At 64.6% G+C, this 23,211-nt stretch carries 20 protein-coding genes and 1 tRNA gene; 7 read left to right on the top strand and 14 right to left on the bottom strand.

What is annotated here, in order from left to right; translation table 11 throughout:
- The first annotated feature begins 70 nt into the window (after positions 1 to 70).
- The 3 genes from AC1AUD_RS06890 (at position 71) to AC1AUD_RS06880 (ending at position 3,883) form a co-directional block, all read left to right on the top strand.
- Positions 71 to 1,348, top strand: a complete 1,278-nt coding sequence (locus tag AC1AUD_RS06890) for an LCP family protein (RefSeq protein ID WP_476573358.1) — start codon at positions 71 to 73, stop codon at positions 1,346 to 1,348.
- A 90-nt stretch (positions 1,349 to 1,438) separates the two neighbouring features.
- Positions 1,439 to 3,538: an FtsK/SpoIIIE domain-containing protein gene (locus AC1AUD_RS06885; protein ID WP_476573356.1), complete on the top strand. Its 2,100-nt coding sequence runs from the start codon at positions 1,439 to 1,441 to the stop codon at positions 3,536 to 3,538.
- Positions 3,539 to 3,604: 66 nt separating this feature from the next.
- Complete coding sequence (locus AC1AUD_RS06880) at positions 3,605 to 3,883, top strand: WhiB family transcriptional regulator (RefSeq protein WP_003835265.1); 279 nt, start codon at positions 3,605 to 3,607, stop codon at positions 3,881 to 3,883.
- Positions 3,884 to 4,011: 128 nt separating this feature from the next.
- On the opposite strand, the gene AC1AUD_RS06875 is transcribed toward AC1AUD_RS06880, so the two are convergent.
- Positions 4,012 to 5,496: a sensor histidine kinase gene (locus AC1AUD_RS06875; protein WP_476573354.1), complete on the bottom strand. Its 1,485-nt coding sequence runs from the start codon at positions 5,494 to 5,496 to the stop codon at positions 4,012 to 4,014.
- A 147-nt stretch (positions 5,497 to 5,643) separates the two neighbouring features.
- Between AC1AUD_RS06875 and trhA the strand changes: the two genes are divergently transcribed.
- Positions 5,644 to 6,534 (top strand): PAQR family membrane homeostasis protein TrhA, encoded by an 891-nt coding sequence (gene trhA / locus AC1AUD_RS06870; protein ID WP_476573352.1) that lies wholly within the window; start codon positions 5,644 to 5,646, stop codon positions 6,532 to 6,534.
- 58 nt (positions 6,535 to 6,592) lie between these two features.
- Here trhA and AC1AUD_RS06865 read toward each other — a convergent pair whose 3' ends face one another.
- From AC1AUD_RS06865 to AC1AUD_RS06825, 9 genes are all read right to left on the bottom strand, one after another.
- Positions 6,593 to 7,075: a GreA/GreB family elongation factor gene (locus tag AC1AUD_RS06865; RefSeq protein ID WP_476573350.1), complete on the bottom strand. Its 483-nt coding sequence runs from the start codon at positions 7,073 to 7,075 to the stop codon at positions 6,593 to 6,595.
- A 128-nt stretch (positions 7,076 to 7,203) separates the two neighbouring features.
- A complete protein-coding gene (locus tag AC1AUD_RS06860) occupies positions 7,204 to 7,614 on the bottom strand; it encodes an FKBP-type peptidyl-prolyl cis-trans isomerase (RefSeq protein ID WP_476573348.1) in 411 nt (136 codons plus the stop codon).
- Between the two features lie 51 nt (positions 7,615 to 7,665).
- Entirely contained in the window at positions 7,666 to 9,171 is a 1,506-nt protein-coding gene (locus tag AC1AUD_RS06855) for an L-serine ammonia-lyase (RefSeq protein WP_476573346.1), read from the bottom strand.
- A gap of 48 nt (positions 9,172 to 9,219) precedes the next feature.
- A tRNA-Leu gene (locus AC1AUD_RS06850) sits at positions 9,220 to 9,298 on the bottom strand.
- Between the two features lie 64 nt (positions 9,299 to 9,362).
- Positions 9,363 to 10,367 (bottom strand): Ppx/GppA phosphatase family protein, encoded by a 1,005-nt coding sequence (locus AC1AUD_RS06845; protein WP_476573344.1) that lies wholly within the window; start codon positions 10,365 to 10,367, stop codon positions 9,363 to 9,365.
- A 56-nt stretch (positions 10,368 to 10,423) separates the two neighbouring features.
- On the bottom strand, positions 10,424 to 10,993 hold the full coding sequence (locus AC1AUD_RS06840) for a DUF501 domain-containing protein (RefSeq protein WP_476573342.1): 570 nt from the start codon (positions 10,991 to 10,993) through the stop codon (positions 10,424 to 10,426).
- A gap of 89 nt (positions 10,994 to 11,082) precedes the next feature.
- Positions 11,083 to 11,628: an FtsB family cell division protein gene (locus AC1AUD_RS06835; protein WP_476573340.1), complete on the bottom strand. Its 546-nt coding sequence runs from the start codon at positions 11,626 to 11,628 to the stop codon at positions 11,083 to 11,085.
- Positions 11,629 to 11,832: 204 nt separating this feature from the next.
- On the bottom strand, positions 11,833 to 13,125 hold the full coding sequence (eno, locus tag AC1AUD_RS06830; protein ID WP_476573338.1) for a phosphopyruvate hydratase: 1,293 nt from the start codon (positions 13,123 to 13,125) through the stop codon (positions 11,833 to 11,835).
- A gap of 116 nt (positions 13,126 to 13,241) precedes the next feature.
- Entirely contained in the window at positions 13,242 to 14,063 is an 822-nt protein-coding gene (locus AC1AUD_RS06825) for a formate/nitrite transporter family protein (protein WP_476573336.1), read from the bottom strand.
- Between the two features lie 161 nt (positions 14,064 to 14,224).
- Here AC1AUD_RS06825 and AC1AUD_RS06820 point away from each other — a divergent pair, with 161 nt between their 5' ends.
- Positions 14,225 to 15,205, top strand: coding sequence for a hypothetical protein (locus AC1AUD_RS06820; protein WP_476573335.1), 981 nt, complete (start codon positions 14,225 to 14,227; stop codon positions 15,203 to 15,205).
- 42 nt (positions 15,206 to 15,247) lie between these two features.
- Here AC1AUD_RS06820 and AC1AUD_RS06815 read toward each other — a convergent pair whose 3' ends face one another.
- Positions 15,248 to 15,736 (bottom strand): N-acetyltransferase family protein, encoded by a 489-nt coding sequence (locus AC1AUD_RS06815; RefSeq protein WP_476573334.1) that lies wholly within the window; start codon positions 15,734 to 15,736, stop codon positions 15,248 to 15,250.
- Between the two features lie 161 nt (positions 15,737 to 15,897).
- The gene (locus AC1AUD_RS06810; protein WP_476573332.1) at positions 15,898 to 16,539 is read right to left on the bottom strand and encodes a hypothetical protein; all 642 of its coding nucleotides are present in this window, start codon (positions 16,537 to 16,539) and stop codon (positions 15,898 to 15,900) included.
- A 135-nt stretch (positions 16,540 to 16,674) separates the two neighbouring features.
- Between AC1AUD_RS06810 and AC1AUD_RS06805 the strand changes: the two genes are divergently transcribed.
- Together AC1AUD_RS06805 and AC1AUD_RS06800 are read left to right on the top strand one after the other, a co-directional pair.
- Positions 16,675 to 17,346, top strand: coding sequence for a LuxR C-terminal-related transcriptional regulator (locus AC1AUD_RS06805; protein ID WP_476573331.1), 672 nt, complete (start codon positions 16,675 to 16,677; stop codon positions 17,344 to 17,346).
- Between the two features lie 86 nt (positions 17,347 to 17,432).
- Positions 17,433 to 18,623 (top strand): hypothetical protein, encoded by a 1,191-nt coding sequence (locus AC1AUD_RS06800; RefSeq protein ID WP_476573329.1) that lies wholly within the window; start codon positions 17,433 to 17,435, stop codon positions 18,621 to 18,623.
- Between the two features lie 312 nt (positions 18,624 to 18,935).
- On the opposite strand, the gene mfd is transcribed toward AC1AUD_RS06800, so the two are convergent.
- Positions 18,936 to 22,478, bottom strand: a complete 3,543-nt coding sequence (gene mfd, locus AC1AUD_RS06795) for a transcription-repair coupling factor (RefSeq protein WP_476573594.1) — start codon at positions 22,476 to 22,478, stop codon at positions 18,936 to 18,938.
- A 28-nt stretch (positions 22,479 to 22,506) separates the two neighbouring features.
- A complete protein-coding gene (pth, locus tag AC1AUD_RS06790) occupies positions 22,507 to 23,106 on the bottom strand; it encodes an aminoacyl-tRNA hydrolase (protein WP_476573328.1) in 600 nt (199 codons plus the stop codon).
- Positions 23,107 to 23,211 lie beyond the last annotated feature (105 nt).

Below are 23,211 nucleotides of genomic sequence, written 5' to 3'. Positions count from 1 at the left end.
ATGACACGGAACGCACACACACGCGGCATGTAGAAATACCCCAGATCGAACACGAACATGGGGAGGACGCATGAGCCAGTCAGCGGAGGGCATGGGACCGAAGGACAATCCCCCCAGCTTCCTGCCCTCCGCCTCCGCCAGGCGTCCCCGGCGCACCACCGCGGCGGACGACGCCTCGACGCCGCCGAGCTTCACCCCGTCCTCCCCGAGGCAGACGCCCGCCGCGATACCTCCTTCGCCGCAGCGCTCCCGGCGCACCGCCGGCTCCTCGACGCGGGTGACGGGCGAACGTCCCGCCGCCGTTCCCCGTTCCCAAGGCACGCATGCCCCGCTGGCCGCGTCCTCGCCCATGCCCGTCACCGGGCGCCCCGGCGCCACCGCCGCGGCAAGGCCGAGACGACGCCATATGGCGCTCAAGATCGTCGCGGGGCTGTTGGCCGCGCTGCTGCTGGCGGCGGGCCTCGGACTTTTCTCGGCATGGCGATGGATCGACGGCCAGCTCACGCACGAGGACTGGCTCACCACCCATGCCGACACGGCGGCGGAAAGCTGGCTGCTGCTCGGCTCCGACGAGCGCGACGGCACGGCGGGCGGCTCGGTGGCGGACGCGCCCGGATACCGCACCGACACGATACTTGTGCTCACCAAGCCGAAAAGCGGCGCCAGCTCCCTGATCTCCATCCCGCGCGATTCGCTGGTCGAGGTCGACGGCGGCTATATGAAGATCAACGCGGTCGCCCAGCTGGCCGGCCCCGAACGGCTCACCGAGCAAGTCGAGCAGATCACCGGGCAGAAGATCGACCATGTCGCCAAGATCCGGTTCGGAGGCCTGCAGCAGGTGGTCGACGCGCTCGGAGGCGTCGAACTGTGCTACGACCAGACCGTCTCCGACCCCGATTCCGAGCTCAACTGGCAGGCCGGCTGCCACATGGCCGACGGGCACACGGCGCTGGCCTTCTCCCGCATGCGCTACGCCGATCCGCAGGGCGACTTCGGACGCGCCCAGCGCCAGCGGCAGGTCATCTCCGCCATCGTCAAGAAGGGCGCGTCCAGGCAGACGCTCACCGATATCGCCAAGGTGAGGAATCTGATCTCCACCGGACTGGCGTCCGTCAGCGTCGATGAGAAGACCGATCCGCTCACCTTGGTCAGGATGGCCCTCGCCTTCCGCGACGCCTCCGGCGACAAGGGCATCAGCGGCAGCGTCTATTGGACCGATCCCGGATACTATGTCGACGGCGTCGGATCCAGCGTGCTGCTCGACGACCAGCGCAACCTCGACCTGTTCGATCAACTGGCCGAGGGCACGCATGGCCCCGGACAGGTCGGCACGCTCGCCGAGGGCTGACTCCGCGCGGATTGTGGATAACCCCGGGCCTCCGACCACAATGGCCCGGCGCGCTTGCCCCGTCGCTTCGTTCCGTTCCACACTGGAGGGATGAGCAACGACGCATCGTCTCCATCCCAACGCGCCATGGTCCGCGCCGGTCCCGGCATCGCCGTCCCGAACGGCGTCACGGGCCGTCGCCGGCCGGGAGCGCGGCCGTTCTCCCCTTCTTCCGCCACCGGCGGTCCACGACGACGTGGGAGACGTCGCGATGGTCCGGATCCCATCGAACGTGACCCGCTGCGGCATCTGACCACGTTGGCGCTGCTCGCCCCGGCGGTCGCCCAGGCCGCGTTGCTGGCGGTCATGCTGGTCGAGGGACGATGGATGTTCGCGGCGACGGTGGCGCCGGGACTGATCGGATGCCTGGCCTCCGTGGTGCTGTCGATGGCGCAGCGCAGGCGGCAGGCCGAGTCGGATGCCCGGATTGCCTCGGCCTTTGAGGATTCCGGAAGCGGCGGGGTCCCGTCCCCGCCGAACGCCGCCGACATGGCCGCCATGATCGGCGCGTTGCCTTCGGCGGGTCTGGAGGAGCTGCTGGGCTGCGCCGACGATCCCCTGCCCTGGCGGACCATCGCCAGGCGCTGGCTCGCCGCATGCGCGTCTGCGGACACGCGCGCAGGCTTCGCGGCGCCGATCGGCATGGGACCGGATGGCGTGGTGGCCCTCGATCTGATCCGGCAAGGGCCGCATGCGCTGGTGGCCGGCACGACGGGCTCGGGCAAATCGGTGCTGTTGCAGAGCTGGTGTCTGGCGCTGGCCGCCGCGCAGCCCCCGGAGCGGCTGCGCTTCGTTTTTCTCGACTTCAAGGGCGGATCCGCCTTCCGCCCCCTCGAGCGGCTGCCGCATGCGGCGGGCAGCGTGTGCGACCTCGATCTGAAGCATGCGACGCGCGCCCTCAGGGCCATCGAGGGCGAGCTTGTGCGCCGCGAACGTTTGGTCGCGCGCACCCATGCCGGCGACATATCCGCACTCGACGATCCTCCGCCCCGCCTACTGATCGTCGTCGACGAGTTCCACGCGCTGCACGCCCAGCTGCCCGACTATGTGGATCGTCTCGTGCGGATCGCCGCGCTCGGGCGGTCGCTGGGCATGCATGTGATCGCCTGCACGCAGAATCCACTCGGACAGGTCAGCGCCGACATGAAGGCGAATATGTCGCTGAACCTGTGCCTGCGTGTGCGTGACGGATTGCAGTCCTCGGAGCTGCTGGGCTCGTCGTGCGCGGCCTCGATCAGCCCGTCCGTGCCAGGAGGCGCGTTTTGCTTCGACGGCGAGGACATCGCGCCCCTGCGTTGCGCCGCGCCGCGCGACATCGACGCGCTGGCGCGCCATATCCGACTGGCCGCCCGCTTCCATGGCAGCGAAGGCGCCCGGCCGCTGTTCACCGCTCCCCTGCCGCGGATCGTTCCGTTCGACTCGATCCTCGCAGCCGGCACACCGACCGCGCAGGATGCGAACGCGCATATGGGCCGGGCCACGGACACGCATCCGGCGCCGCCTGCCCTGCCCTTCGGCATGGCCGACGACGGCGTGTCCCTGCGCACGGCGACGATGCCGATGGGATGCGGCAACATCGCGGTGATAGGCGCCCAGGGGCGGGGCAAAAGCACGCTGCTGGACACGCTGCGCGCCGTCGCGCGAGACGTGCCCGGGCTGGCCGTGCGCGTCAGCACGCGCGACCGGGACGCATGGCGCACCGTCGACGACCATGTGAGCGCGCCGATGACGCGCCGCTCCGCGTCCGACGGCCCGCCGACGCATCCGCATCTCATATGGCTGGTCGATGACGCCGATCCGCTGCTCGACCCGTTCGCCGACGATCCGATGTCTGCCCGGCTGACGCGGGCGATGGCCGATCCCCGGGTCACCGTCGTGCTCGCCCTCGTCACGCCCCGGCATCTGAAGGTCCCCGAGCATTGCGCGATGCGGCTCGTGTTTCCCACGGGCGAACGCCCGGTGGATCTGATGAACGGGGTGCCCTCGGATGCGCTCGCGGAATTCGACCACGACGCCCTCATGCTGCCGGGGCGCGGCGTGTGGCTCGCCCGCGGCCGCGCGACGCCGGTGCAGTGCGCATCCGCCCGCGCCGACCGAACGAAGGATGCGGGTGCGGTGAAGACACGGAGATTCCCTCGGCGAAACCCTTGAAAAGTCGTTCGGTTCGTGATTATCTATATAGCGAATCGGACAGTTGAGGCGAGAGGATATCCCACGATGAGCAGTGCATTCGACTGGCGCGCCAAGGCCGCCTGCCGCGACAAGGACCCCGAGTTGTTCTTCCCCGTGGGCAACACCGGCGCGGCCTACCAGCAGATCGAGGAGGCCAAGGCCGTCTGCCGCACCTGCAAGGTCATCGACGCATGCCTCAAGTGCGCGCTGGACACCAACCAGGACTATGGCGTGTGGGGAGGCCTGAGCGAGGACGAGCGCCGCGCCCTCAAGCGCCGCGCCATGCGCGCCCGCCGCTCCCAGGCGATGCAGATGCAGATCTGAAGCGCCTGAGCGCCGCAGGTCCGGCATATGTGACACAAGCGAGGAGCCTCCCCTGCGTGGGGAGGCTCCTCGCTGTTATCGCAGGTGCCCGTGGGACCGGTGCGGCCCAACCGCCCGGCTCGGCCCGCTCACTCCTGTGCGGCGCGCAGCTTCATATCGAGCGTGACGCGGGTGCCCCCCTCGCGCCGCGGCTCCCAGTTGACGGTGCCGCCGAAGTCGTTGGTCACGAAGGTGTTGATGATCTGCGTGCCAAGCCCCGAGCCGGAGGACCGCGCCATGCCGGCATGTTCCTCCGATCCCAGACCAGTGCCGTCGTCCTCGACGACGACGTTGAGGTTCGCGCCCGAACGGCCCACGGAGATCGTGATGTGCCCCTCGGAGCGCCCCTCGAAGCCATGCTCGACGGAGTTGGTGATGAGCTCCGTCAACACCAGCGACAGCGGGGTCGCGTCCTGGGCGGGCATCATGCCGAATTTGCCCATGAAGTCGATGTCGATGCGCTGGTCGCGCATGGTCGCCAGATCGACGGCCATCTTGAGCAGGTTCGCGATGACCTTGTCGAAGTCGACGACCTCGTCGGCTGTCTGGCTCAGGCCCTCGTGCACCATGGCGATGGTCTGCACGCGGCGCTGCGCCTCCTTGAGCTCCTTCTTGACCTCCTCGCTCTTGGTCTTGCGCGCCTGAAGCCTCAGCAGCGCGGAGACGGCCTGCAGATTGTTCTTGACGCGGTGGTGGATCTCGGAGATCGTCGCGTCCTTGGTCTGCAGCTCCTTCTCGCGGCGGCGCACCTCGGTGACGTCACGGCACAGCACGATGCCGCCGGTGCGGCCGTTCGCATCATACAGCGGCAGCGAGCGCATGGAGACGGCGGAGCGGTTGGCGTTGAGCTCGGAGTCGGCGGCGGCCTTGCCGGACAGCACCATCGGCAGGGTCTCGGGCAACGGGTCGTTGGTGTGCAGCAGCTGCGTGCCGATCTCGCTCAGATACTGCCCCTGCATCACCGACAGCAGACCCAGGCGTCTGAAGCAGCTGATCGCGTTGGGCGAGGCATAGCGCACGACGCCGTCGACGGTGAGCACAATGAAGCCGTCGGCCACGCGCGCGTTGTGCCGCTGGCTCATCACGGAGTCGACGAAGGGGAACTGCCCGCGCGGAATCATCTCGTAGAGCTGCTTGCCGGCGTTGATCGACTCGGACTCATAGCGGCCGTTGGATTCGCGGGTGGCCATGCTGGTCTCGCGCACGACCAGACCCAGGGTCTTGCCGTTGTGCTTGACGGGCGCATACACATTGCACACGGTGGATTTGCCGATGGAACGCAGCACGGTGGAGCGGAAGAGCACGTCGGAGCGCATCGCCGCGTCGAGTTCGACGCCCATGTCGTCGGGCATCGTGTCGCCGACCACGTCCTCGGTCCTCAGGGTCATCACAGTCGAGGGCCGGCATTGCTCGGCCACGACATAACGCCCGTCGCCGTTCTGCACGATGAGCAGCAGGTCGGCGAAGCTCAGGTCGGCGATGACCTGCCAGTCGGCGACGAGATGATGGAGCCATTCGCGGTCGGAGTCGTCGAAATCCGGGCGCGTCGCGAGAATCTGTGAGAAATCAGCCATATGCCCATCATACGCAGGGCAAGGTCCCACACACGGCCTTGGGCGGGCGTGGCTTGACTTCACACAAGGTTACGGTATCGTAGCTTACGGTTTCGTAACCCAGTTCCGTCCATGCGACGGACGCAGGGACGACGCGGGAGGTAGGCTATGGTCGATACGGTCCACACGGATGGGACAAGGGATGACGGCGCGACGCACCCGGAGCGGAGGCATGCCGTCGGCCTTGCGACGCTCGAGGAGTCCCGTCACAAGGCCGACGCGGCCCGCGCCGAGGCCGTGCGGGCGAAGGCCAGGGCCCGGGCCGCGCGCATCCTGGCGAAGGCCGAGGCCCGGGCCGCGCGCATCGAGGGACTGGCATCCACGGGCCGCGTCCGGCGCATCCGTCTCGATGTGCACGGCCGCCCCAAGCCCATGCTGCGCGGATGGATCCACGCCCTGGCGGCCCCGCTGGCGCTGGCCGCGGGCATCGTGCTCATCTGCCTGGCCCCCGGGGCCGGCCTCAAATGGGCGTGCGCCGTGTTCATGGCCGCTTCCCTGGTGCTGTTCGCCAACTCCGCGGCCTATCATCTGGGTGACTGGAGCCCGCGCGTCACCGATGTGCTGCGCCGCATCGACCACGTCAACATCTTCCTGCTCATCGCCGGCACCTACACACCCGTCTCCTTCGCATTGGAGCCGTTCTGGCGCAATGTGATCATCATCTCGATGTGGGCCTGCACGGCCGTGGCCATCGGCATCCACGTCGTGTGGATCAACACGCCCCGCTGGCTCTACACGGTGGTCTACATCGTCTTCGGCATCTACGGCGTGGCCTATATGTGGCTGTTCTGGACCTCCCCCGCCGCCGGACCGGCGGTCGTGATATTGCTGGCCGCCGGAGGCGCATGCTATATCGCCGGCGCCATCGTCTACGCGCTGCGCCGGCCCGACCCATGGCCGAGGATCTTCGGTTTCCATGAGATCTTCCACTGCGGCACCGTCGCCGGCTACGCCTGCCATATGGTCGCGATCTACATGGTGATCGTGGCCCTCATATGACGGATGGGGACCGGCCCCGCTGGAGCCGGTCCCCATCCGCATCCGGAAAGGAATCCCCTTAAGCCTCGAGCGGCTTGGAATCCTTGATGACGACGCTGATCGCGCGGCCGTTGGGAGCCTGGTAGCTCACGGTGTCGCCGGCCGCATGGCCGTTGATGGCCGCGCCGATCGGCGACTCGGGGCTGATGATCTCGTGGTCGGTGGCGATGGCGAGGTCGCGCGTGCCGAGCACATAGACGCGCTCGCGGCCGTTGATCTCGATCGTCACCAGCGAGCCGTCGCCGACCTTGCCGGCGGGCGGGGCGGTGAGGATCTTCGCGTTGCGCAGCTTGACGGTCAGCTCGTCGATGCGGCCCTGGTTCTTGCGCTGCGCCTCGCGGGCGGCCTGGTATCCGCCGTTCTCGGACAGATCGCCCTCGGCGCGCGCCGCGGAGACCTTGGCGAGGATCTCATCGCGGTATTCGCCTTCGCGCCACTTCAATTCCTCGGCCATCTTGTCGTAGGCCTCCTGCGTGAGCAGGATGGTCTTCTCTTCGGTCATATTCGTTTCCTTCCTGGTTAAAGCGTGACTGGGGCAATAGTCTAATACGCCCCGGGCGGCGCGGCCATGTTTCGCGCCCCAAGAAAAAAGCGCCGGACTCGCCGGCGCTTCCCTGTCAGGGCAAAAAATCAGCGGGTCGAGATGATGTCGACGACGAACACCAGCGTGTCCGTGCCACCGATGCCGGCCTGCGGCACGCCCGCGGGGCCATAGCCGTATTCCGGCGGGATGGACACCACCAGACGCGAGCCGACGTTGTGGCCGGGAACCGTCTGGTCCCATCCGCGGATGACCTGTCCCACGCCGATGCCGAAGCTGGCGGGCTGGTGACGGTCGAAGCTCGAATCGAAGGGCTCTTCCTTGCCCCACACGACGCCGTGATAGTTGACGGTGACGGTGTCGCCGCGGCGCACCATCGGGCCGTCGCCCTCCACCAATTCCACGGACTTGAGGCCCTTGGGGGCCTCGGGCGTCGGGAAGTCGATGACCGGACGCGCACCGAATTCGGCGTTCACCTGCGGCATGGTCGTATCTGCCATTGTCTCCTCCTTGTCAGCGCTTACAGCACACAATGCCACATAGCCTACCACTCAGCATTCGACGACGTTGACGGCAAGCCCGCCTTTCGAGGTCTCCTTGTATTTGGCCATCATGTCCTCGCCGGTCTGTTTCATCGTGCGGATAGCCTGGTCGAGGGACACGACATGCGTGCCGTCGCCAAGCATGGCCATGCGCACCGCGTTGATGGCGGTGTTGGCGGCCATCGCGTTGCGCTCGATGCAGGGGATCTGCACAAGCCCGCCCACCGGGTCGCAGGTGAGTCCCAGATGGTGTTCGATGCCGATTTCGGCGGCGTTCTCGATTTGTCCTGGTGTGCCGCCCATCGCCGCAGCGAGTCCGGCCGCGGCCATCGAACAGGCGACGCCGACCTCGCCCTGACAGCCGACCTCGGCGCCCGAGATCGAGGCGTTGCGCTTGAACAGGTATCCGATGGCGCCTGCAGTGAGCAGGAAGGCATCGACGCCCGCCTCGTCCGCCGTGTCGACGAAATGCCAGTAATATCCGAGCACCGCGGGGATGATGCCGGCCGCGCCGTTGGTGGGGGCGGTGACGATGCGGCCGCCGCCAGCGTTTTCCTCGGAGACTGCGAGGGCGAACAGATCCACCCAGGCGGCGTCGGAGTTCTCAAGCGCGGTTTCGATACGTTTGCGGTCGCGCCCGAGCACATCGGCGTTGCGTGCCAAGCGGGCGTACATGCCGGGCGCGCGCCGGGGCACATCGAGTCCGCCGGGCAGGATGGCGGCGGTGGATGAACAGCCTCGCTCGATGCAGTCACGCATCACCGTCCACACACGCTTCAGGTAGTCGCGCACCTCTTCAGCCGAGCGGCAGGCGGTTTCGTTTTCCCAGACGAGACGGGCGATGGTTTTGCCTTCGCGCGCGGCCATGGCCACCAATTCGTCGCAGCTGTGGAAATGGTGCGGGGCCTCGGGGGCGAACTCGGCCGCGCCATCGTCCTGATTCGCGGTGTTGGCGGTGGCGTCGCGCGGTTCAGCATCCGCTGCGTCCGATGCTGCGCCCGCTGTATCCTCCGGGCGCTCGTGGATGCCGATCAAGCGGTCATCGCTCCGCCCCTGGCGCACAAAGCCGCCGCCGATCGAATACCACACCTGTTCGTCCACGACACCACCGTCGGCGTCGAAGGCCTCGAAGCGCATGGCATTGGGGTGCGCGGCCATGCGCCGCCAGCGTTCGAAGGCCATGTCCGTCTCATAGTCGAAGGGGATGCTGCACGCGCCGGCGAGCCGCAGGGTGCCGGAGTCTTCGACGAGCGAGCGGATGTCAAGCAGCCGGTCGGTGTCCACGGTCTCGGGATGCGCCCCCTCGAGGCCCGCCATGACGGCGCGGTCGGTGCCATGCCCCAAGCCAGTCAGGGCCAGCGAACCATAGAGGGTGACGCGCAGTCGGGCGATGTTCCCCAACAACCCGACGCCCCGCAATGATTCGGCGAATGCGGCCGCCGCGCGCATCGGCCCCACCGTATGCGAGGAGGACGGGCCGACGCCAATCGTGAACATATCGAGCACACTGAACATGGCTCACACTCTAGCGCACTCCCCCGGCCCTCCCAAAGCCGCCAAAAGTGCCCCCGGCGGGACTCGAACCCGCATGCCGTAGCGATGGATTTTAAGTCCACTGTGTCTACCATTCCACCACGGGGGCGCGCAGCCATTGTACATGCTACAAGGGAACCAGCCGGCTCAATGCCGGCGCATGTCGAGTGACCTCAGCGCGCGGCGAGCAGACGGCGGCCGTAGTCGAGCACGATGCCGTCAAGCAGGCCGTGCTCGCTGGCGATGAAGGAGTCGATGGGCGTGCCATGGTCGGCTTCGGCGGCCGCGCTCACCTTGGCGAGCACACGGTTCCACACCACCGCGCCGCCGCCGACCACATCCACACGCCCCGGATGGATCGTGCGATAGGTGAGGCGTTCGGCACGCGGCATCCGCAGGAAGCGGTCGTCGACCGCATACGCGTCGGCAAGGCTGACGCGACGGCCGTCGACCTGCGTGTGGTCGTATTCGGTCAATCCCATGCTCAGCGCCGTCATCGTGGTGACGGTGCCCGACACGCCGATGATGGTGCGGGCCTTGCCTGCGGGCACAGTTTCGAGGGCCTTGTCGATATGCCGGTCGACATCCTCGATGGCGGCCGCGATCTGCTCCTCGGTGGGCGGGTCATTGGTCAAGTGGCGTTCGGTCATGCGCACCGATCCGATGTTCATCGAATACGCGGCCTCGACGCGGGTGACCGGCGTGGCGACGCCATCGCCGCCGAGAACCAGCTCGGTCGAGCCGCCGCCCAGATCCACGACCAGATAAGGCGCGTCGAGCGAGGCACAGTCGACGACGCTGGTGGCGCCCAGGAAGCTCAGATCGGCTTCCTCGGTGCCGGGGATGACCTCGGGGCGCACGCCGAGAATCGATTCGATGCCATCCTCGAACTGTTCGCGGTTGGCGGCGTCGCGCGTGGCCGAGGTGGCCACGAAACGGATGCCGTCGACCGGATGCTCGGCGAGCACGCCGGCGAATTCACGCGCCGCCTCATAGGCACGTTCAAGCGCGTCTTCGGCGAAACGATGCGTTTTGTCGACATCCTGCCCGAGGCGCACGACGCGCAGGATGCGCGGCACGACCTCCTCGACGCCCGTCTCGCTGACGCGCACGATCTTGAGTCTGATGGAATTGGTGCCGCAATCGATGCCTGCGACCGTCACCTGTCCGTCGGTCATATGCTTCCTTCCGTCCTTTCCACTCCTATGCTCTCGTTCCGCCCGCGATCCGACGTCTATTCGACGCCGACCGTGCAGCGGCAGACGGTCGGATCGAATTCATCGCGAATGCGTTCAAGCGTCAGGTCACCGATCGGATTGACACCCGGGCCCATGACCAGTGTCTGCGCCAGCAATGCGTGCAGGCATTTGACGCGCACCGGCATGCCGCCGGCGGAGATGCCCTCGATATGGCTTTCATCGTCGCCCAGACGAGTGGCAAGCTCGTGGCGGAAGGCCAGATACCACTCATGGGCACGCTGATAGGCAGTCCTCACCTCGTCATCGGCCGCCAACAGCTCGTTGTATTCCTTCATCGCGCCTTCGGCCTCGACGTGGGAGATGGCTTTGACGGCCTCGGGACCGGTCAGATAGCAGGTGGTCGGGAAGGGGATGTCGCCGGGCAGCATTGGGCGGGTGACGACGGCAAGCGGCCTGCCGCAGACGCAGCGCGCACCGACCGCGACCATGCCGCGGGGATAACGCCCGAGCTGGCGTTCGACCAAATCGATATCCTCGGCCGACGCCGGTTGGGCTAGCAACCGGTCAACTATCGTCGAGACTTGTTCCTGCGTCGTTTCGCTCATGCCGCCGCCTCCGTGTCATGGTATGGAATTGTGGTGGTGTGGAATGGAATGGTTATGCGCCCCATGTCCAGCGCGCGGTGCGCGCACTATCAGTGCGCATTGCCGTCTTGTCCAGCATCCGTTTTTTGTTCGTCACCGGTGTCGCCACCGGCATCGGATTTGGATGTGGTTCCCGTCGTCTGTCCGGCGGCGCCTTGGTCGGCCTTTTCGAAGCTATATGCGAGCTCAGTGTACCAAGGCAGGGATTTCGTATCGTCGCCCTTGGTTCCGCTGCCGGCTTTGTCGTCGGCTTGCTCTCCGGTGACGGCCTGCGCGTTCAGCACGCGAATGGCCTGTTCGCCAGGAAAGACAAAGCCAAGGCGTTCGCGCGCCTGGGCGGTGACATAGGCGTCGTCGTTCCAACGCTCGATCTCGTTCTCCAGCTTCTGCTTGCGGGCGATCAAGGCCGCCTCGTCGCGCTTGAGTCCGTTGAGTTCGGAGAGATTGAGCGCGTAGGTGTGGAAGGTGGAAACCAGCTGGATGGCGCCGAGCGCGATGATGAACAGCGCCATGAAGAAGGCGATCGGCCCCGCGCTGCCTGCGGAGGATGGTTTGCGACGCTCCGCTCCCCTGTTTCTGCCGGTCCGTCTGCTCATAGTCGATAAAAATACCCGCCGCGCGCGACTTGCGCATGCGGCGGGTGGTTTGGTGAAGTCACGGGAGGAGTCGCGTAGTCCGTTGTATTCAGAATGCCGTTAGTGGAACTTTCGTTTTGTTATAAGGAAAGCTCCGTCGGCACGGGGCCCCACTGGGCCCCTCTACGGCCTCCTCGCGTGATCAGACCTGCTGAGCGGGTCTGATCACATGTACTTCTTGCAGGCCTTGAAGGCGCTGTAGCCGGCGTACTGAGCGGTCGAGCCGAGCTCGTCCTCGATCTCCAGCAGGCGGTTGTACTTGGCAACGCGCTCGCCACGGGCCGGGGCACCGGTCTTGATCTGGCGGGTGTTCTTGGCGACGGCCAGGTCGGCGATCGTGGTGTCCGGGGTCTCGCCGGAGCGGTGCGACACCATGGAGGTGAAGCCGTTGGCGGTGGCCAGCTCGATGGCGTCGAGGGTCTCGGTCACGGAGCCGATCTGGTTGAGCTTGACCAGCAGGGAGTTGGCGGCCTTGAGGTCGATGCCCTTCTGCAGGCGCTTCGGGTTGGTGACGAGCAGATCGTCGCCGACGAACTGGAGGCGGTCACCGAGCTTGGCGGTGATGTTGCTCCAATCCTCCCAGCCTTCCTCCTGGAACGGATCCTCGATGGAGACGATCGGGAACTCGTTGATGATCTCCTCGTAGAAGTCGGTCAGGTAGGAGGCGTCGCGGTCGGCACCCTCGAAGTGGTACTTGCCGGTCTCCTTGTTGTAGAACTCGGAGGCGGCGGCGTCGAGGCAGATGCCGATCTGCTTGCCCGGCTCGTAGCCGGCGGCGGCGATGGCGTCCACGATGTACTTCAGGGAGTCCTTGTTGGAGCTCAGCTTCGGAGCGAAGCCACCCTCATCGCCGAGGCCGGTGGCCAGGCCGTCCTTCTTCAGGACGTTCTTCAGGGTGTGGTAGACCTCGACGCCGGCGCGCAGGGCCTCGGAGAAGGAGTCGAAGCCGTAGGGGGAGATCATGTACTCCTGGATGTCGGTGGCGAAGTCGGCGTGCGCGCCGCCGTTCATGATGTTCATGTTCGGCACGGGCAGGATGTGGCCGTTGGTGCCGCCGATGTAGCGGTACAGCGGCAGCTCGGCGGACTCGGCCGAGGCGTAGAGGGCGGCCAGGGAGACGCCGAGGATGGCGTTGGCGCCGAGGCGGCCCTTGTTCGGGGTGCCGTCGAGCTCGATCATGAGGTCGTCGAGGGCGCGCTGGTCGGAGGCGTCCATGCCGATGATCTTCGGGGCGATCTCCTCGTTGACGGCCTTGACGGCGTTGTAGACGGACTTGCCGCCGTAGACGGACTTGTCGCCGTCGCGACGCTCCCAAGCCTCGGCCTCACCGGTGGAGGCGCCGGAGGGAACCAGGCCCTTGCCCTGAGCGCCGTCTTCGGTCTCCAGGTAAACTTCGACGGTCGGGTTGCCGCGGGAATCGAGGATCTGGCGCGCGTAGACGCTTTCAATTGCTGCCACAACTACTCCTTAAAATTAGGTTGTGAAATGACAGTCCTAAGAATAGTGCTTTTTGTGGACTATGTGAACAACACGCCGAAAAACGGTTGTTAGCGCTCACAATTTTTGCGAGGAGCCTACGAACGACGGTTGACGAACCAGTATCCGAGCGCCACGAACACCACGCCGCCGACGATGTTGCCGGCCGTGGCCGCGGAAAGGTTGAACAGGATGCCCGGCACGTCGAGCGCGGCCGCGCCGGCCGCCTCGGCGCCGAAACCGAGCGCCTTGGCCGCCAAGCCGATCGGCAGGAAGAACATATTGGCCACGCAGTGTTCGAAGCCCATGGCCACGAAGCCGGCGATGGGCAGCAGGATGCCGAGCACCTTGTCCCCCACGGAGCGCGCGGAGAAGCCGATGCGCACGGCCAGGCACACGAGGATGTTGCACAGGATGCCGCGCACGAACAGCGTGCCCCAGCCGGGCGTCACCTTGCCGGCGGCCACGGCCACGGCCGTGTCGCCCACGAGTCCGCCGTTGAGCGCCATCGTGCCGGCGGCCGCGATCAGCCCCACCAGCACCAGCGCGCCGACGAGGTTGCCGAACCAGACGATCACCCAGTTGCGCAGCATGGCCGGCCAGGAGATGCGGTGCGCGGCCAGGTCGGAGGCCATCAGCGAGTTGCCGGTGAACAGCTCGGCCCCGCAGCACAGCACCATCACCAGCCCCATGCAGAACGCCAGCCCGCCGAGGAAGCGCTGCGGCCCCCAGGTCAGGTTCGGATCGGAGGTGACGATGAGGAAGAACAGCGCGCCGAATCCGATGAACAACCCCGCGAACATGGCGGAGACGAAGGCCTTCGCCCCTGTCAGCCGGGTCTTGTTCTCTCCGGCTTTCTCCACGGCCTCCTCGGTTTCCGCGGGCGTGAGCGCGTTGATGTTGATGACGGGAGCTGTCATCGATCCCCTCCCCCATTGAGCTAGGTCCTTCGGACGGATATACCAGCATGAAGTCTACCGGTTCCCACGGCCCGTTGCGAGAGCGGGCCCGTCAGGAGGATAATGAAGGTGATAGGCGGATTCGACGGCGAATCCTCACATATCCGGGAGGGGGTTGTGCCATGGATAAGAGACTGTTCCACCGGATGGGCGCGGCGGCTGGCGCGGTCGCGCTGAGCCTCACGATGGCGGCATGCGGCGAGAACGACGAGGTCGGCACGGCATGCGAGGGACGGGATTCCAACACGGCATATGACTGGCCGTCGTATGACTCGCTGCGGGATATGGAAGAGCAGGCCGCCGCGATGCATTATGTGCGGATCCTGGGCTGTTCGGCGCCCAAGAGCTCGGACGCAGGATATGACACGACGATCCGCGCCGAGGTGCTGGGTTCCATCGCAGGCGGAGCGGAGGGTGGCAAGGCGGCGGACAAGGATAGCCAGACCGAGATCAAGGGGTACACCGCGCCCGACGACGCCCTGCCGCTGACGGTGGGCAACACCTATGTGATGTTCGTCAACGAACGGGGATATCAACTCGCTCCATCGCAATCGACGTTCCCCGTGGACGACAAGACGGCAATGGACTTGGGGAACTCCGTCAACCGCGGCGGCACGATGTCTTTGACCAACGATATGGCCATCCGGCTGGGCATCATCGAGGGAGCGACGCCGCGGACAGACGAGGAGCGCAGGTGGAAGCAGATCGTGGATAGGGCCGTCGGATACGATCCCATCCATGGCGGCACCGAGGACGACGCCGAGGGAATGACCGTGAGCTCCTCGTGGTGGTCGGCGCCGTACACGGCCTCGGACGGCACAATGGCGCAGCCGAGCTCACCCGGCCTGAGCAACCTGTCCCCATGGCCGGCGGGCGTCTACACGCTGACCGCCTACTGCATGGGCGAGGGTTCCTTCGACTATGAGATCACACAGGGCGATAGAACGACCCACCATGCATTGGCCTGCACAACCGACGCCTTGGCGCAGACGGACCTCACGATCACCACCGTCGACGAGCATGAGGAGTCCACGATCCGGTTCACGCCGGCCGAGGACACCCGGGCCGCCGCCGGATTCACGGCCATACGTTCCGATGAATGAACACACGATGAGCCCGGATGCACCGGGCTCATGGCTCCAACCTCACAGCAACTGTTCCAAACAGGTCTTGTATGGGGTCAGCCCCATGCGCTCGTAGAACGCCTGCGCGCCCGGATTGCATGCCCACACGTTGAGCGTGAGATTGTGGCAGCCATGCTCGCGCGCGAAGGCGAGCACATGGCGGTAGAGGGCCGAGCCGACATGCGTTCCGCGCTCGCTCTCGTCCACGCACAGGTCGTCGAGGTAGAGCGTCGTGATATCGGTGAGGATGTTGTCGTGCGGATGCCGCTGGAACTGGCAGAAGGCATAGCCGAGGATGCGCCCGGACGGCTCGCCGGCGTCCATCACGAACACCGGCGTCTCATCGTCGGCGATGACGCCGCGCAGCTCGCCATCCGTGTATTTCGTCGCATTGGGTTTGAACAGGTCGGGCCTGCCCGCCTGATGCACATCCGCCACCTGCCGCAGCAACCGGTGCAATTCGGGGATATCGTCGGCCGCCGCCCGTCGAATCACAGTCTCACAAGCCATATCGTTGATGCCATCCTTCACTGGGGACGCATGGGTGCGCCTCATATCGACCGCACACCATCGGCATTATCCGGCCCATCTTGACGAAAGGACCGAACGAAGCCGTGACAATTGAGTTTCGCAGACAGTTTAATTTCAAAGCAGGAAGTTCGGCCCGGGCGTCACCTGTTTTGAAGAACGCTCCACATCTCCAACACATACGGTGGGAACAGCTTCTCCAATTTGGGCGAATCCTGGAAGCCTCGTGCTTGCTCCCATGTGGCATCCTCGTTGCCGAGGACGAGTAGGTCCCCGGATGTCCCATACCCAATCGAAATGCGTTCAGGGCTAAGGCCATCGGGCACAACTTTCCCGACGTCCGTATCATGCATAGCAATGGCATACACCGTCGCGCCGGTTGCGTTCGGCTCACATTCGGCGATCCAGACGCCAACAGTTCTGTCGTCATATCCGATCTTGGACACATCATGTCGCTGCAGCACCGCTTGCCTCGTCACAGCAAACACATCCCCTGCCCGCGTGCCGCATATGTTGTCAGAACCTTCCCAAATCAGCCGCCAATCCTGATACCGGTTCTCCCCCTGTTCGAGATACACGGTCTCGTACCACATTCCTCGCGAACGATGAACCTGACTCTCGCCCTCCTGTCGGGACAAAGTAATCGCAAAGACGGGAGAGCGCCAATGGACATATTGCGCGCAGTCGACCACAATCAGCGCAGCGAGTCCGAATACCATGAGCAGCATCACACACAGTGTTTTCCATAAACCTTTGCGAAACGGACCATCCCTCTTCACCGTCATCCCTCCCCACGCTTCCTTGCGCCGAATCGTCACAGCACCATCATTATGCGACGCTGCACACGCATCGCAAAAGGCAGTAAAGAGTTTCTTTAGCTCGACCCGCAACGGCTCGGCGCGAACACTACACTGAACGATATGAAGGGGCCGAATCCAAGAAACGGAATCGACATCGGGTTGGTCGATAACGATCCATATGCCCGCATGTTGCTGCAGACGCATGTGGAACGGCTGGATGCGAGCTTCCGCGTGATATGGGCGGTCGCCAACGGGGCATCCGCGATTCACCACTGCCTGTTCGGTCGCAAGCCACAGGTCCTGGTGCTGGATATGTCCCTGAATGACATGGATGGCCCACAGGTTTGCCATGCCATCCGCGAGCGCACATCGGCAATCGGAATCGTCGGCATCACGGCGCTTGATCCAGAGGATTACAGGTCTGCTCTCGCTCAAGCCGGAGCGCAGGCTTTGATTGCCAAGAACGATATCCCGACTCGGTTGTGGCCAGCGATTATCGAGGCTGTGGAAGGAAGGGCCGTCGATTCAACGAGCGGAGAGGATTCTCCGTTCCTTTCCTCGTCCCAAGCTCACTTGGCGCTGTCTGCCGACACAGAGGGCGACCGCTTAAGTCCACAGGAGATAACTGTTATGAGGCTCTATCGTCGCGGACTGTCCACCAAACAAATAGCCGCCAAGCTGGGCATCAGTTCCTCGACCGTGTATGTGCATGTCCATCAGGTCATGAGGAAAACCGGCGCTTCATCCCGTCAGGAGGCTCTGCACATATGCGTATCAACGCACGTCATATGAGATCTGGCACGAGCATTCCGAGACTTCGTATCCGGGAAACACTTACTCAGCGCCGTCCGTCCATGCCGATATTGCTAATCGCATCCATGATTGCGACATTCAATATCATCGATACCGCACGTCTGATGGTCGGGCCATGGGCAACTGTGTTCGGCCCGCGTCAGGCATTGGTGTCAATCGTCATTGTCATTCTCACCATTAGCCTTGCGTGGATGCCAATCCATGGAGCCCTTGCCATCGTAAGCGTGTGGATAATCGCGGCCTGCATACCGCCGACAGCGTTCACCGTAAGCATGTCGCTGACGCTCAACCTATTGTTGACGATTTCACTGATTGCCATTTGGAACGCCGCTGCCACCATGGCGTTGGTCACCGTCGGCATGTTGGCGACGGCTGGCATCGGCGTTGCACATGGCGATCTGCATCTGGAGAACGGCTATGGATGGCTCCTGTTGCTGCTGCTTGTCGCGGGAGCGAATTTTCCGTTGATGATCATGGCGCTCATGCAGCACCACGCTCAGATTGAAAAGATCCATGATCGTGAGAGGGAGCGACGCCGTCGGTTGCGCGTCATCGTCGGTCTGCATGATGACGTGGCTAATCGTCTCAGTAATCTGTCGCTGCGGCTTGACCGTGAAATCAACCGTGGAACGAGCGCGAACACGTCAATTGGTTCCGGCAACCGGTCGCTCAGCCCAAACGATGCCACCAATTCCTCGGTTTCGAGCGATTCATCGCCAGTGCTTCGTGACATGCTGCAAGAGGTGGATGCAGCTTTGGCCAGTACACGCCGAATCGTGTCCTTGCTGCGCGACGAGGCTTCGCAAAATCAATCCGATATTCCGGTCGACAATGCCGCTTCGCGGCACCGCACCTCGTGGCCCCATGACCTGCGACGGACCCTAGAACATGAGCAACGCCGACTGGAAGAGTTGGGGATCCACGGCACAATGCTTATCGACGGCACGTTGTCCCGACACATGTCACGCAGAACCATGGCCACGCTGCTTCCGTTTCTCCGCGAGCTATGCGCCAACGTGGGCAAATATGCTGACAGGGACAAAGGTTATGTGCTGTCCTTGCAGGAGAAGGACAGCATGATCGTGGTTTCATTGTGCGATGTTCCGCGGCAAAACGACTCTGCCTCGAACAACGCAAGCGCCTCGACGGGAATCGGCATCGCCCACCATGCCGCCGTCTTCGAGAGGCTTGGCGGCGACATCAGGGTCACGCAGACCAAGGACCAATGGTCGCTGGTGGCGACCCTGCCGGTTTGACGGCCGCAGGCTACCATCAAACGCTTCAAAAGCATCGATTCGACATAGGCGAACCATAGGCCCCAGCTGTTTTGTGTACTTGGACGCAGTTTTGTGTATCCATTTTGGGGAACCGACGCTCACAATGCCTGATTTCCCGCAAGTCTCCAAGCGAGATTTCCCAATGCAATACACAAAAGATGGCCTAAGTACACAAAACCTTCGATGTTCTCTCCCTAATGGAGAAAACATCCATACTGCGGTGGCTTGACGCGCTGGATGAGGCTCAAGTCGCACGTCAAGCCAACCGCTAGACCGGCACGAAAAATCCGCCTAGACGTTTCTAGCTCCAGGCTTCCATGCCAAGTCCTCCAGCAGGTCGAAGGTCCACTCGATGACTCCGGCGGAGGGCATGGGCGCGCCACCCAAGGATGCGCCGAACGGCGCGGGGATGAGCCAGGCGTGCGTGACCGGCCGGTATTGCGAGCCTTTGTAGATGCGCCCGATGCGCATCTGCAGCGACTCGGGCGGGTCGATCCTGCCCACGCGCACGTTCTTGCCTTGTGCGACGATCTCGCTCAATCCCAAGGTCCGCGCCTTCTCGCGCAGGCGGGCCACATCGAACAGCGCGTCGAATTCGGCCGGCGGCCGGCCATAGCGGTCGGTCAGTTCCTCTTTGAGATCGGCCAGATCCTCCTCCGTGCGGGCGGCGGCGAGCTTGCGATAGACCTCCAAGCGCAGTTTGTCGGAGTCGATGTAGTCGACCGGGATCGAAGCCTCGATGGGCAGGTCGATGGTGACGGCCACCGGTTCGACGCGTTCGGGTTCCTTGATGCGTTCCACGGCCTCGGAAACCATGCGCACGTAGAGGTCGAAGCCAACGCCCTCGATGTGGCCGGACTGCTGGTCGCCCAGCAGATTGCCAGTGCCGCGCAATTCCAGGTCCTTCATCGCCACGTCGAAGCCGCTTCCCAGCGCCGTGTTCTGCGCGATGGTGGCGAGGCGGTCGTGCGACTGCTGGGTCATCGGCTTGGACGGATCGTAGAGGAAATAGGCGTAGGCGCGCTCCCGGCCTCGGCCGACGCGCCCGCGCAGCTGGTGCAGCTGCGAGAGGCCGAAGCGGTCGGCGTGGTCGACGATCAGGGTGTTCGCGTTGGAGATATCCAAGCCCGTCTCGATGATCGTCGTGCACACGAGCACGTCGATGTCGCGGTGCCAGAAGTCGCGGATGATGCCGTCGAGCTGTTTCTCACCCATCTTGCCGTGGGCGATGCCGACATGCGCCTCGGGAACCAGCTGGGCGATTTTCGCGGCGGTCGAGGAGATCGAGTCGACGCGGTTGTGCACGTAGAACACCTGTCCCCCGCGCAGCAGTTCGCGCCGGATCGCGGCGGTTACCTGCGCGTCCTCGTAGGCGCCCACATAGGTGAGCACAGGCAGGCGGTCCTCGGGCGGCGTGGCCAGCGTGGACATCTCGCGGATGCCGGTGACGGCCATCTCCAGCGTGCGCGGGATCGGCGTGGCGGATAGGCTCAGCACGTCCACGTTGGTGCGCAGCGCCTTCAGCGTCTCCTTGTGTTCGACGCCGAAGCGCTGTTCCTCGTCGATGATGACGAGCCCAAGGTCTTTGAACTTGATCTTGGGATTGAGGAGCTTGTGCGTGCCGATGACCACATCCACAGTGCCGGCGCCAAGTCCCTCGATCGTCGCGTTGATCTCCTTCGTCGTCTGGAAGCGGCTCATCGCCGCCACGTTGACCGGGAAACCCTCAAAACGCTCGGAGAAAGTCTCGTAATGCTGTTGCACAAGCAGCGTGGTGGGCACGAGCACGGCCACCTGCTTGCCGTCCTGCACGGCCTTGAAGGCAGCGCGCACGGCGATCTCGGTTTTGCCGAAGCCCACGTCGCCGCAGATAAGGCGGTCCATCGGAACGGGCTTCTCCATGTCGGCCTTGACCTCGTCGATGGTGGTGAGCTGGTCGGCGGTCTCCTGATAGGGGAAGGCGTCCTCGAGCTCCTTCTGCCACGGGGTGTCGGGGCTGAAGGCGAAGCCCGCGGTGCGCTGGCGGGCCGAATAGAGCTTGACCAGATCGTCGGCGATTTCATTGACGTGCTTCCTGGCCTTGGCCTTGGTGGCGGCCCAGTCGGAGCCGCCGAGTTTGTTGAGCTTGGGGGCCTCGGCTCCGATGTATTTGCTGATCTGGTCGAGCTGGTCGGTGGGGATGAAGAGTTTGTCGGCCGGGGCGCCGCGTTTGGAGGGCGCGTATTCGATGACCAGATATTCCCTGGTGGTCGCGTTCTCGCCCTTGCCGATGGTGCGCTGGCGCATCTCGACGAAGCGCCCGATGCCATGCTGTTCGTGCACGACATAGTCGCCGGCCTTGAGTTCCATCAGGTCGATGGCCTTGCGGCGGCGCTTGGGCGTCTTGGCCTGTCCTGCCGCGGAGGTGCGACCGGTCAGATCGCGTTCGGTGAGCAACGCCACCTTCGCCGTGCGGTCGACGAAACCATCGATGGCACCGGAGCGGACGATTCCGAAATTGGCGACGCCGGTTTCATTAATCGCGCGTTTGAGACGGGCGAGCGTGCCGGCCGCGGCGGCGGTGACGGTCACCGCCATGCCGGCGTCCAACAGTCCTTCGATGCCGGCGCTGGCCTTGGCCTCGTCGCCGCGGAATTCGCCGGGGCTCTGCGCATCCAGTTGCACGTGTCCGGGGACGGTTTCGTCGACGTTGAAGCTGGTCAGCGCGATGACGGAGTGATCGGAATATCCCAGCGCGGCGATGGTTTCGGCATAATCGAGGAAACTGGCTTCGTCGAAGCTGATGGGCGCGCCGGAGCCATGCCCGGCGGCGGCGACATGCCAGCTGGCGGCGAGGAATTCGTTGGCCGTTTTGGCAAGGTCTTCGGCGGAGCGGCGCAGCTTCTCCGGATCCGACAGCAGTATCGCGGCCTTAGCGGGCAGCATCGCCGCGACGGGCTCCATATCGTCGACGAGCGCGGGCATCAACGATTCCATGCCTTCGACGGGTATGGCGTCGGCGATGGATTGCAACATGTCCTCGGCGTTGGGAATCTGCCCGATCAGGGACTTCGCGCGCGCGCGGATGCCGTCGGTCAGCTGCAGTTCGCGGCACGGCGTGGCCCAGATGCGATCGAGCCCATCGCCATAGGTGCGCTGGTCGGAGGAATGGAACTGGCGTATCGTGTCGATCTCATCGCCGAAGAAGTCGATGCGCACCGGATGCGGCGCGGTGGGCGGGAACACGTCAAGCAGCCCGCCGCGCACGGCGAATTCACCGCGGTCCATCACCAGGTCGACGCGCGTATAGGCGTTCTCGACCAGACGTGCGGCGGCCTCGTCAAGCGGCAATTCGAGACCGGCCTCGAAGACCAGCGGCTCCACGTCGCCCAATCCCCGCACCACCGGTTGGATCAGCGAGCGGATGGGCATGACGAGGATGCGGATCGGACCGAACATCGGATTTTCGGCATCCGGATGCTTCAGGCGGCGGAAGACGGCCATGCGGCTGGCAACGGTGTCGGCGCGGGGGCTCAGGCGCTCATGCGGCAGCGTCTCCCAGGCTTCGAGCTGTGCGATGTCACCGGGGTCGCCGGGCCACCAGGAACGCAGCGCGGCCACAGTTTCCTCGGCCTCGCGGCTTGAGGCGACGACCATGACGACCGGGGCTTTCTCTGCCATCGCCATGGCCAGGGCCGTGCGGATGCCGTTCGGCGCGCCCACGGTGATGATGCCGTCGGGAGCGGCCTCGACCTCGCCTGTCGCCAACCGGGCGAAGGCCGCGTCCGAGCGCAATGACTCCAGCAGGCCGGCCAAAGATCCCTCGGCTCCGCTCCGCTCCGCTCGGGATGACATGGCGGAAGCCTCCCGCCCGCCCATATCCTCACCGGCCATTGAACTTCTCCTGGGTTTTGGCAAGCCCGTGGAAGATGATCTCCTCGGCCGCGTCCGCGCCGTCGGCGAGGAATTCCGGCAGCTGCTTCCTCTGGTCGGGCCCGAAGCCGCCGAGTACCCAATTGACGGTGTTGTCATGCGCGTTGGCGCCGCGGCGCGAATGGCCGACCCCCATCCTCACACGCGCGTACTTCGGCGTGCCAAGGGATCGATCGATGGACTTGATGCCGTTGTGTCCGCCGGCCGATCCACCGGCCTTGACCTTGATGCGGCCGAAGTCCAGGTCCATGTCGTCATGGATGACGACCACGTGGTCCGGCTCGATCTGATAGTAGGCGCTGATGGAGGCCACCGCGTTGCCCGAATCGTTCATATAGGTCAGCGGCTTGGCGAGGAAGAACTTCACCGTCCGCCCATCGAGGTTCATCACGGATTTGCCGAGCATCGCCAGTCCCTTGTGGTCGGCGAAGGAGACGGACCACCGTTCGGCCAGCACGTCGGCCGTCATGAAGCCCATGTTGTGACGCGTGTCCTCATACTTCTTGCCCGGATTGCCCAGTCCGGCGATCAGCCAGAAATCGGATGCCATCGTCCCTCCTGCGTCTTGTCTATTCATCGTGCGATATCAAAAACCAAGTAAGCATTGTATCGGTTGACTGCGAACAGCAAACAGTTGGCGGATGGGCGCAACGGT

The organism is Bifidobacterium sp. LH_730 (assembly GCF_056355835.1).
Note: the sequence above shows the minus strand (reverse complement) of the source record. Positions and strands in the feature narration are given on the sequence as shown.

Coding starts and splice junctions, on each gene's coding strand:
- AC1AUD_RS06820 (WP_476573335.1), top strand. CDS start 14,225: ATGGATAAGAGACTGTTCCACCGGATGGGCGCGGCGGCTGGCGCGGTC.
- AC1AUD_RS06815 (WP_476573334.1), bottom strand. CDS start 15,736: ATGGCTTGTGAGACTGTGATTCGACGGGCGGCGGCCGACGATATCCCC.
- AC1AUD_RS06875 (WP_476573354.1), bottom strand. CDS start 5,496: ATGGCTGATTTCTCACAGATTCTCGCGACGCGCCCGGATTTCGACGAC.
- AC1AUD_RS06810 (WP_476573332.1), bottom strand. CDS start 16,539: ATGACGGTGAAGAGGGATGGTCCGTTTCGCAAAGGTTTATGGAAAACA.
- AC1AUD_RS06840 (WP_476573342.1), bottom strand. CDS start 10,993: ATGAGCGAAACGACGCAGGAACAAGTCTCGACGATAGTTGACCGGTTG.
- AC1AUD_RS06835 (WP_476573340.1), bottom strand. CDS start 11,628: ATGAGCAGACGGACCGGCAGAAACAGGGGAGCGGAGCGTCGCAAACCA.
- AC1AUD_RS06800 (WP_476573329.1), top strand. CDS start 17,433: ATGATTGCGACATTCAATATCATCGATACCGCACGTCTGATGGTCGGG.
- AC1AUD_RS06845 (WP_476573344.1), bottom strand. CDS start 10,367: ATGACCGACGGACAGGTGACGGTCGCAGGCATCGATTGCGGCACCAAT.
- AC1AUD_RS06825 (WP_476573336.1), bottom strand. CDS start 14,063: ATGACAGCTCCCGTCATCAACATCAACGCGCTCACGCCCGCGGAAACC.
- AC1AUD_RS06855 (WP_476573346.1), bottom strand. CDS start 9,171: ATGTTCAGTGTGCTCGATATGTTCACGATTGGCGTCGGCCCGTCCTCC.
- AC1AUD_RS06860 (WP_476573348.1), bottom strand. CDS start 7,614: ATGGCAGATACGACCATGCCGCAGGTGAACGCCGAATTCGGTGCGCGT.
- mfd (WP_476573594.1), bottom strand. CDS start 22,478: ATGTCATCCCGAGCGGAGCGGAGCGGAGCCGAGGGATCTTTGGCCGGC.
- AC1AUD_RS06885 (WP_476573356.1), top strand. CDS start 1,439: ATGAGCAACGACGCATCGTCTCCATCCCAACGCGCCATGGTCCGCGCC.
- AC1AUD_RS06880 (WP_003835265.1), top strand. CDS start 3,605: ATGAGCAGTGCATTCGACTGGCGCGCCAAGGCCGCCTGCCGCGACAAG.
- pth (WP_476573328.1), bottom strand. CDS start 23,106: ATGGCATCCGATTTCTGGCTGATCGCCGGACTGGGCAATCCGGGCAAG.
- AC1AUD_RS06865 (WP_476573350.1), bottom strand. CDS start 7,075: ATGACCGAAGAGAAGACCATCCTGCTCACGCAGGAGGCCTACGACAAG.
- AC1AUD_RS06890 (WP_476573358.1), top strand. CDS start 71: ATGAGCCAGTCAGCGGAGGGCATGGGACCGAAGGACAATCCCCCCAGC.
- AC1AUD_RS06805 (WP_476573331.1), top strand. CDS start 16,675: ATGAAGGGGCCGAATCCAAGAAACGGAATCGACATCGGGTTGGTCGAT.
- trhA (WP_476573352.1), top strand. CDS start 5,644: ATGGTCGATACGGTCCACACGGATGGGACAAGGGATGACGGCGCGACG.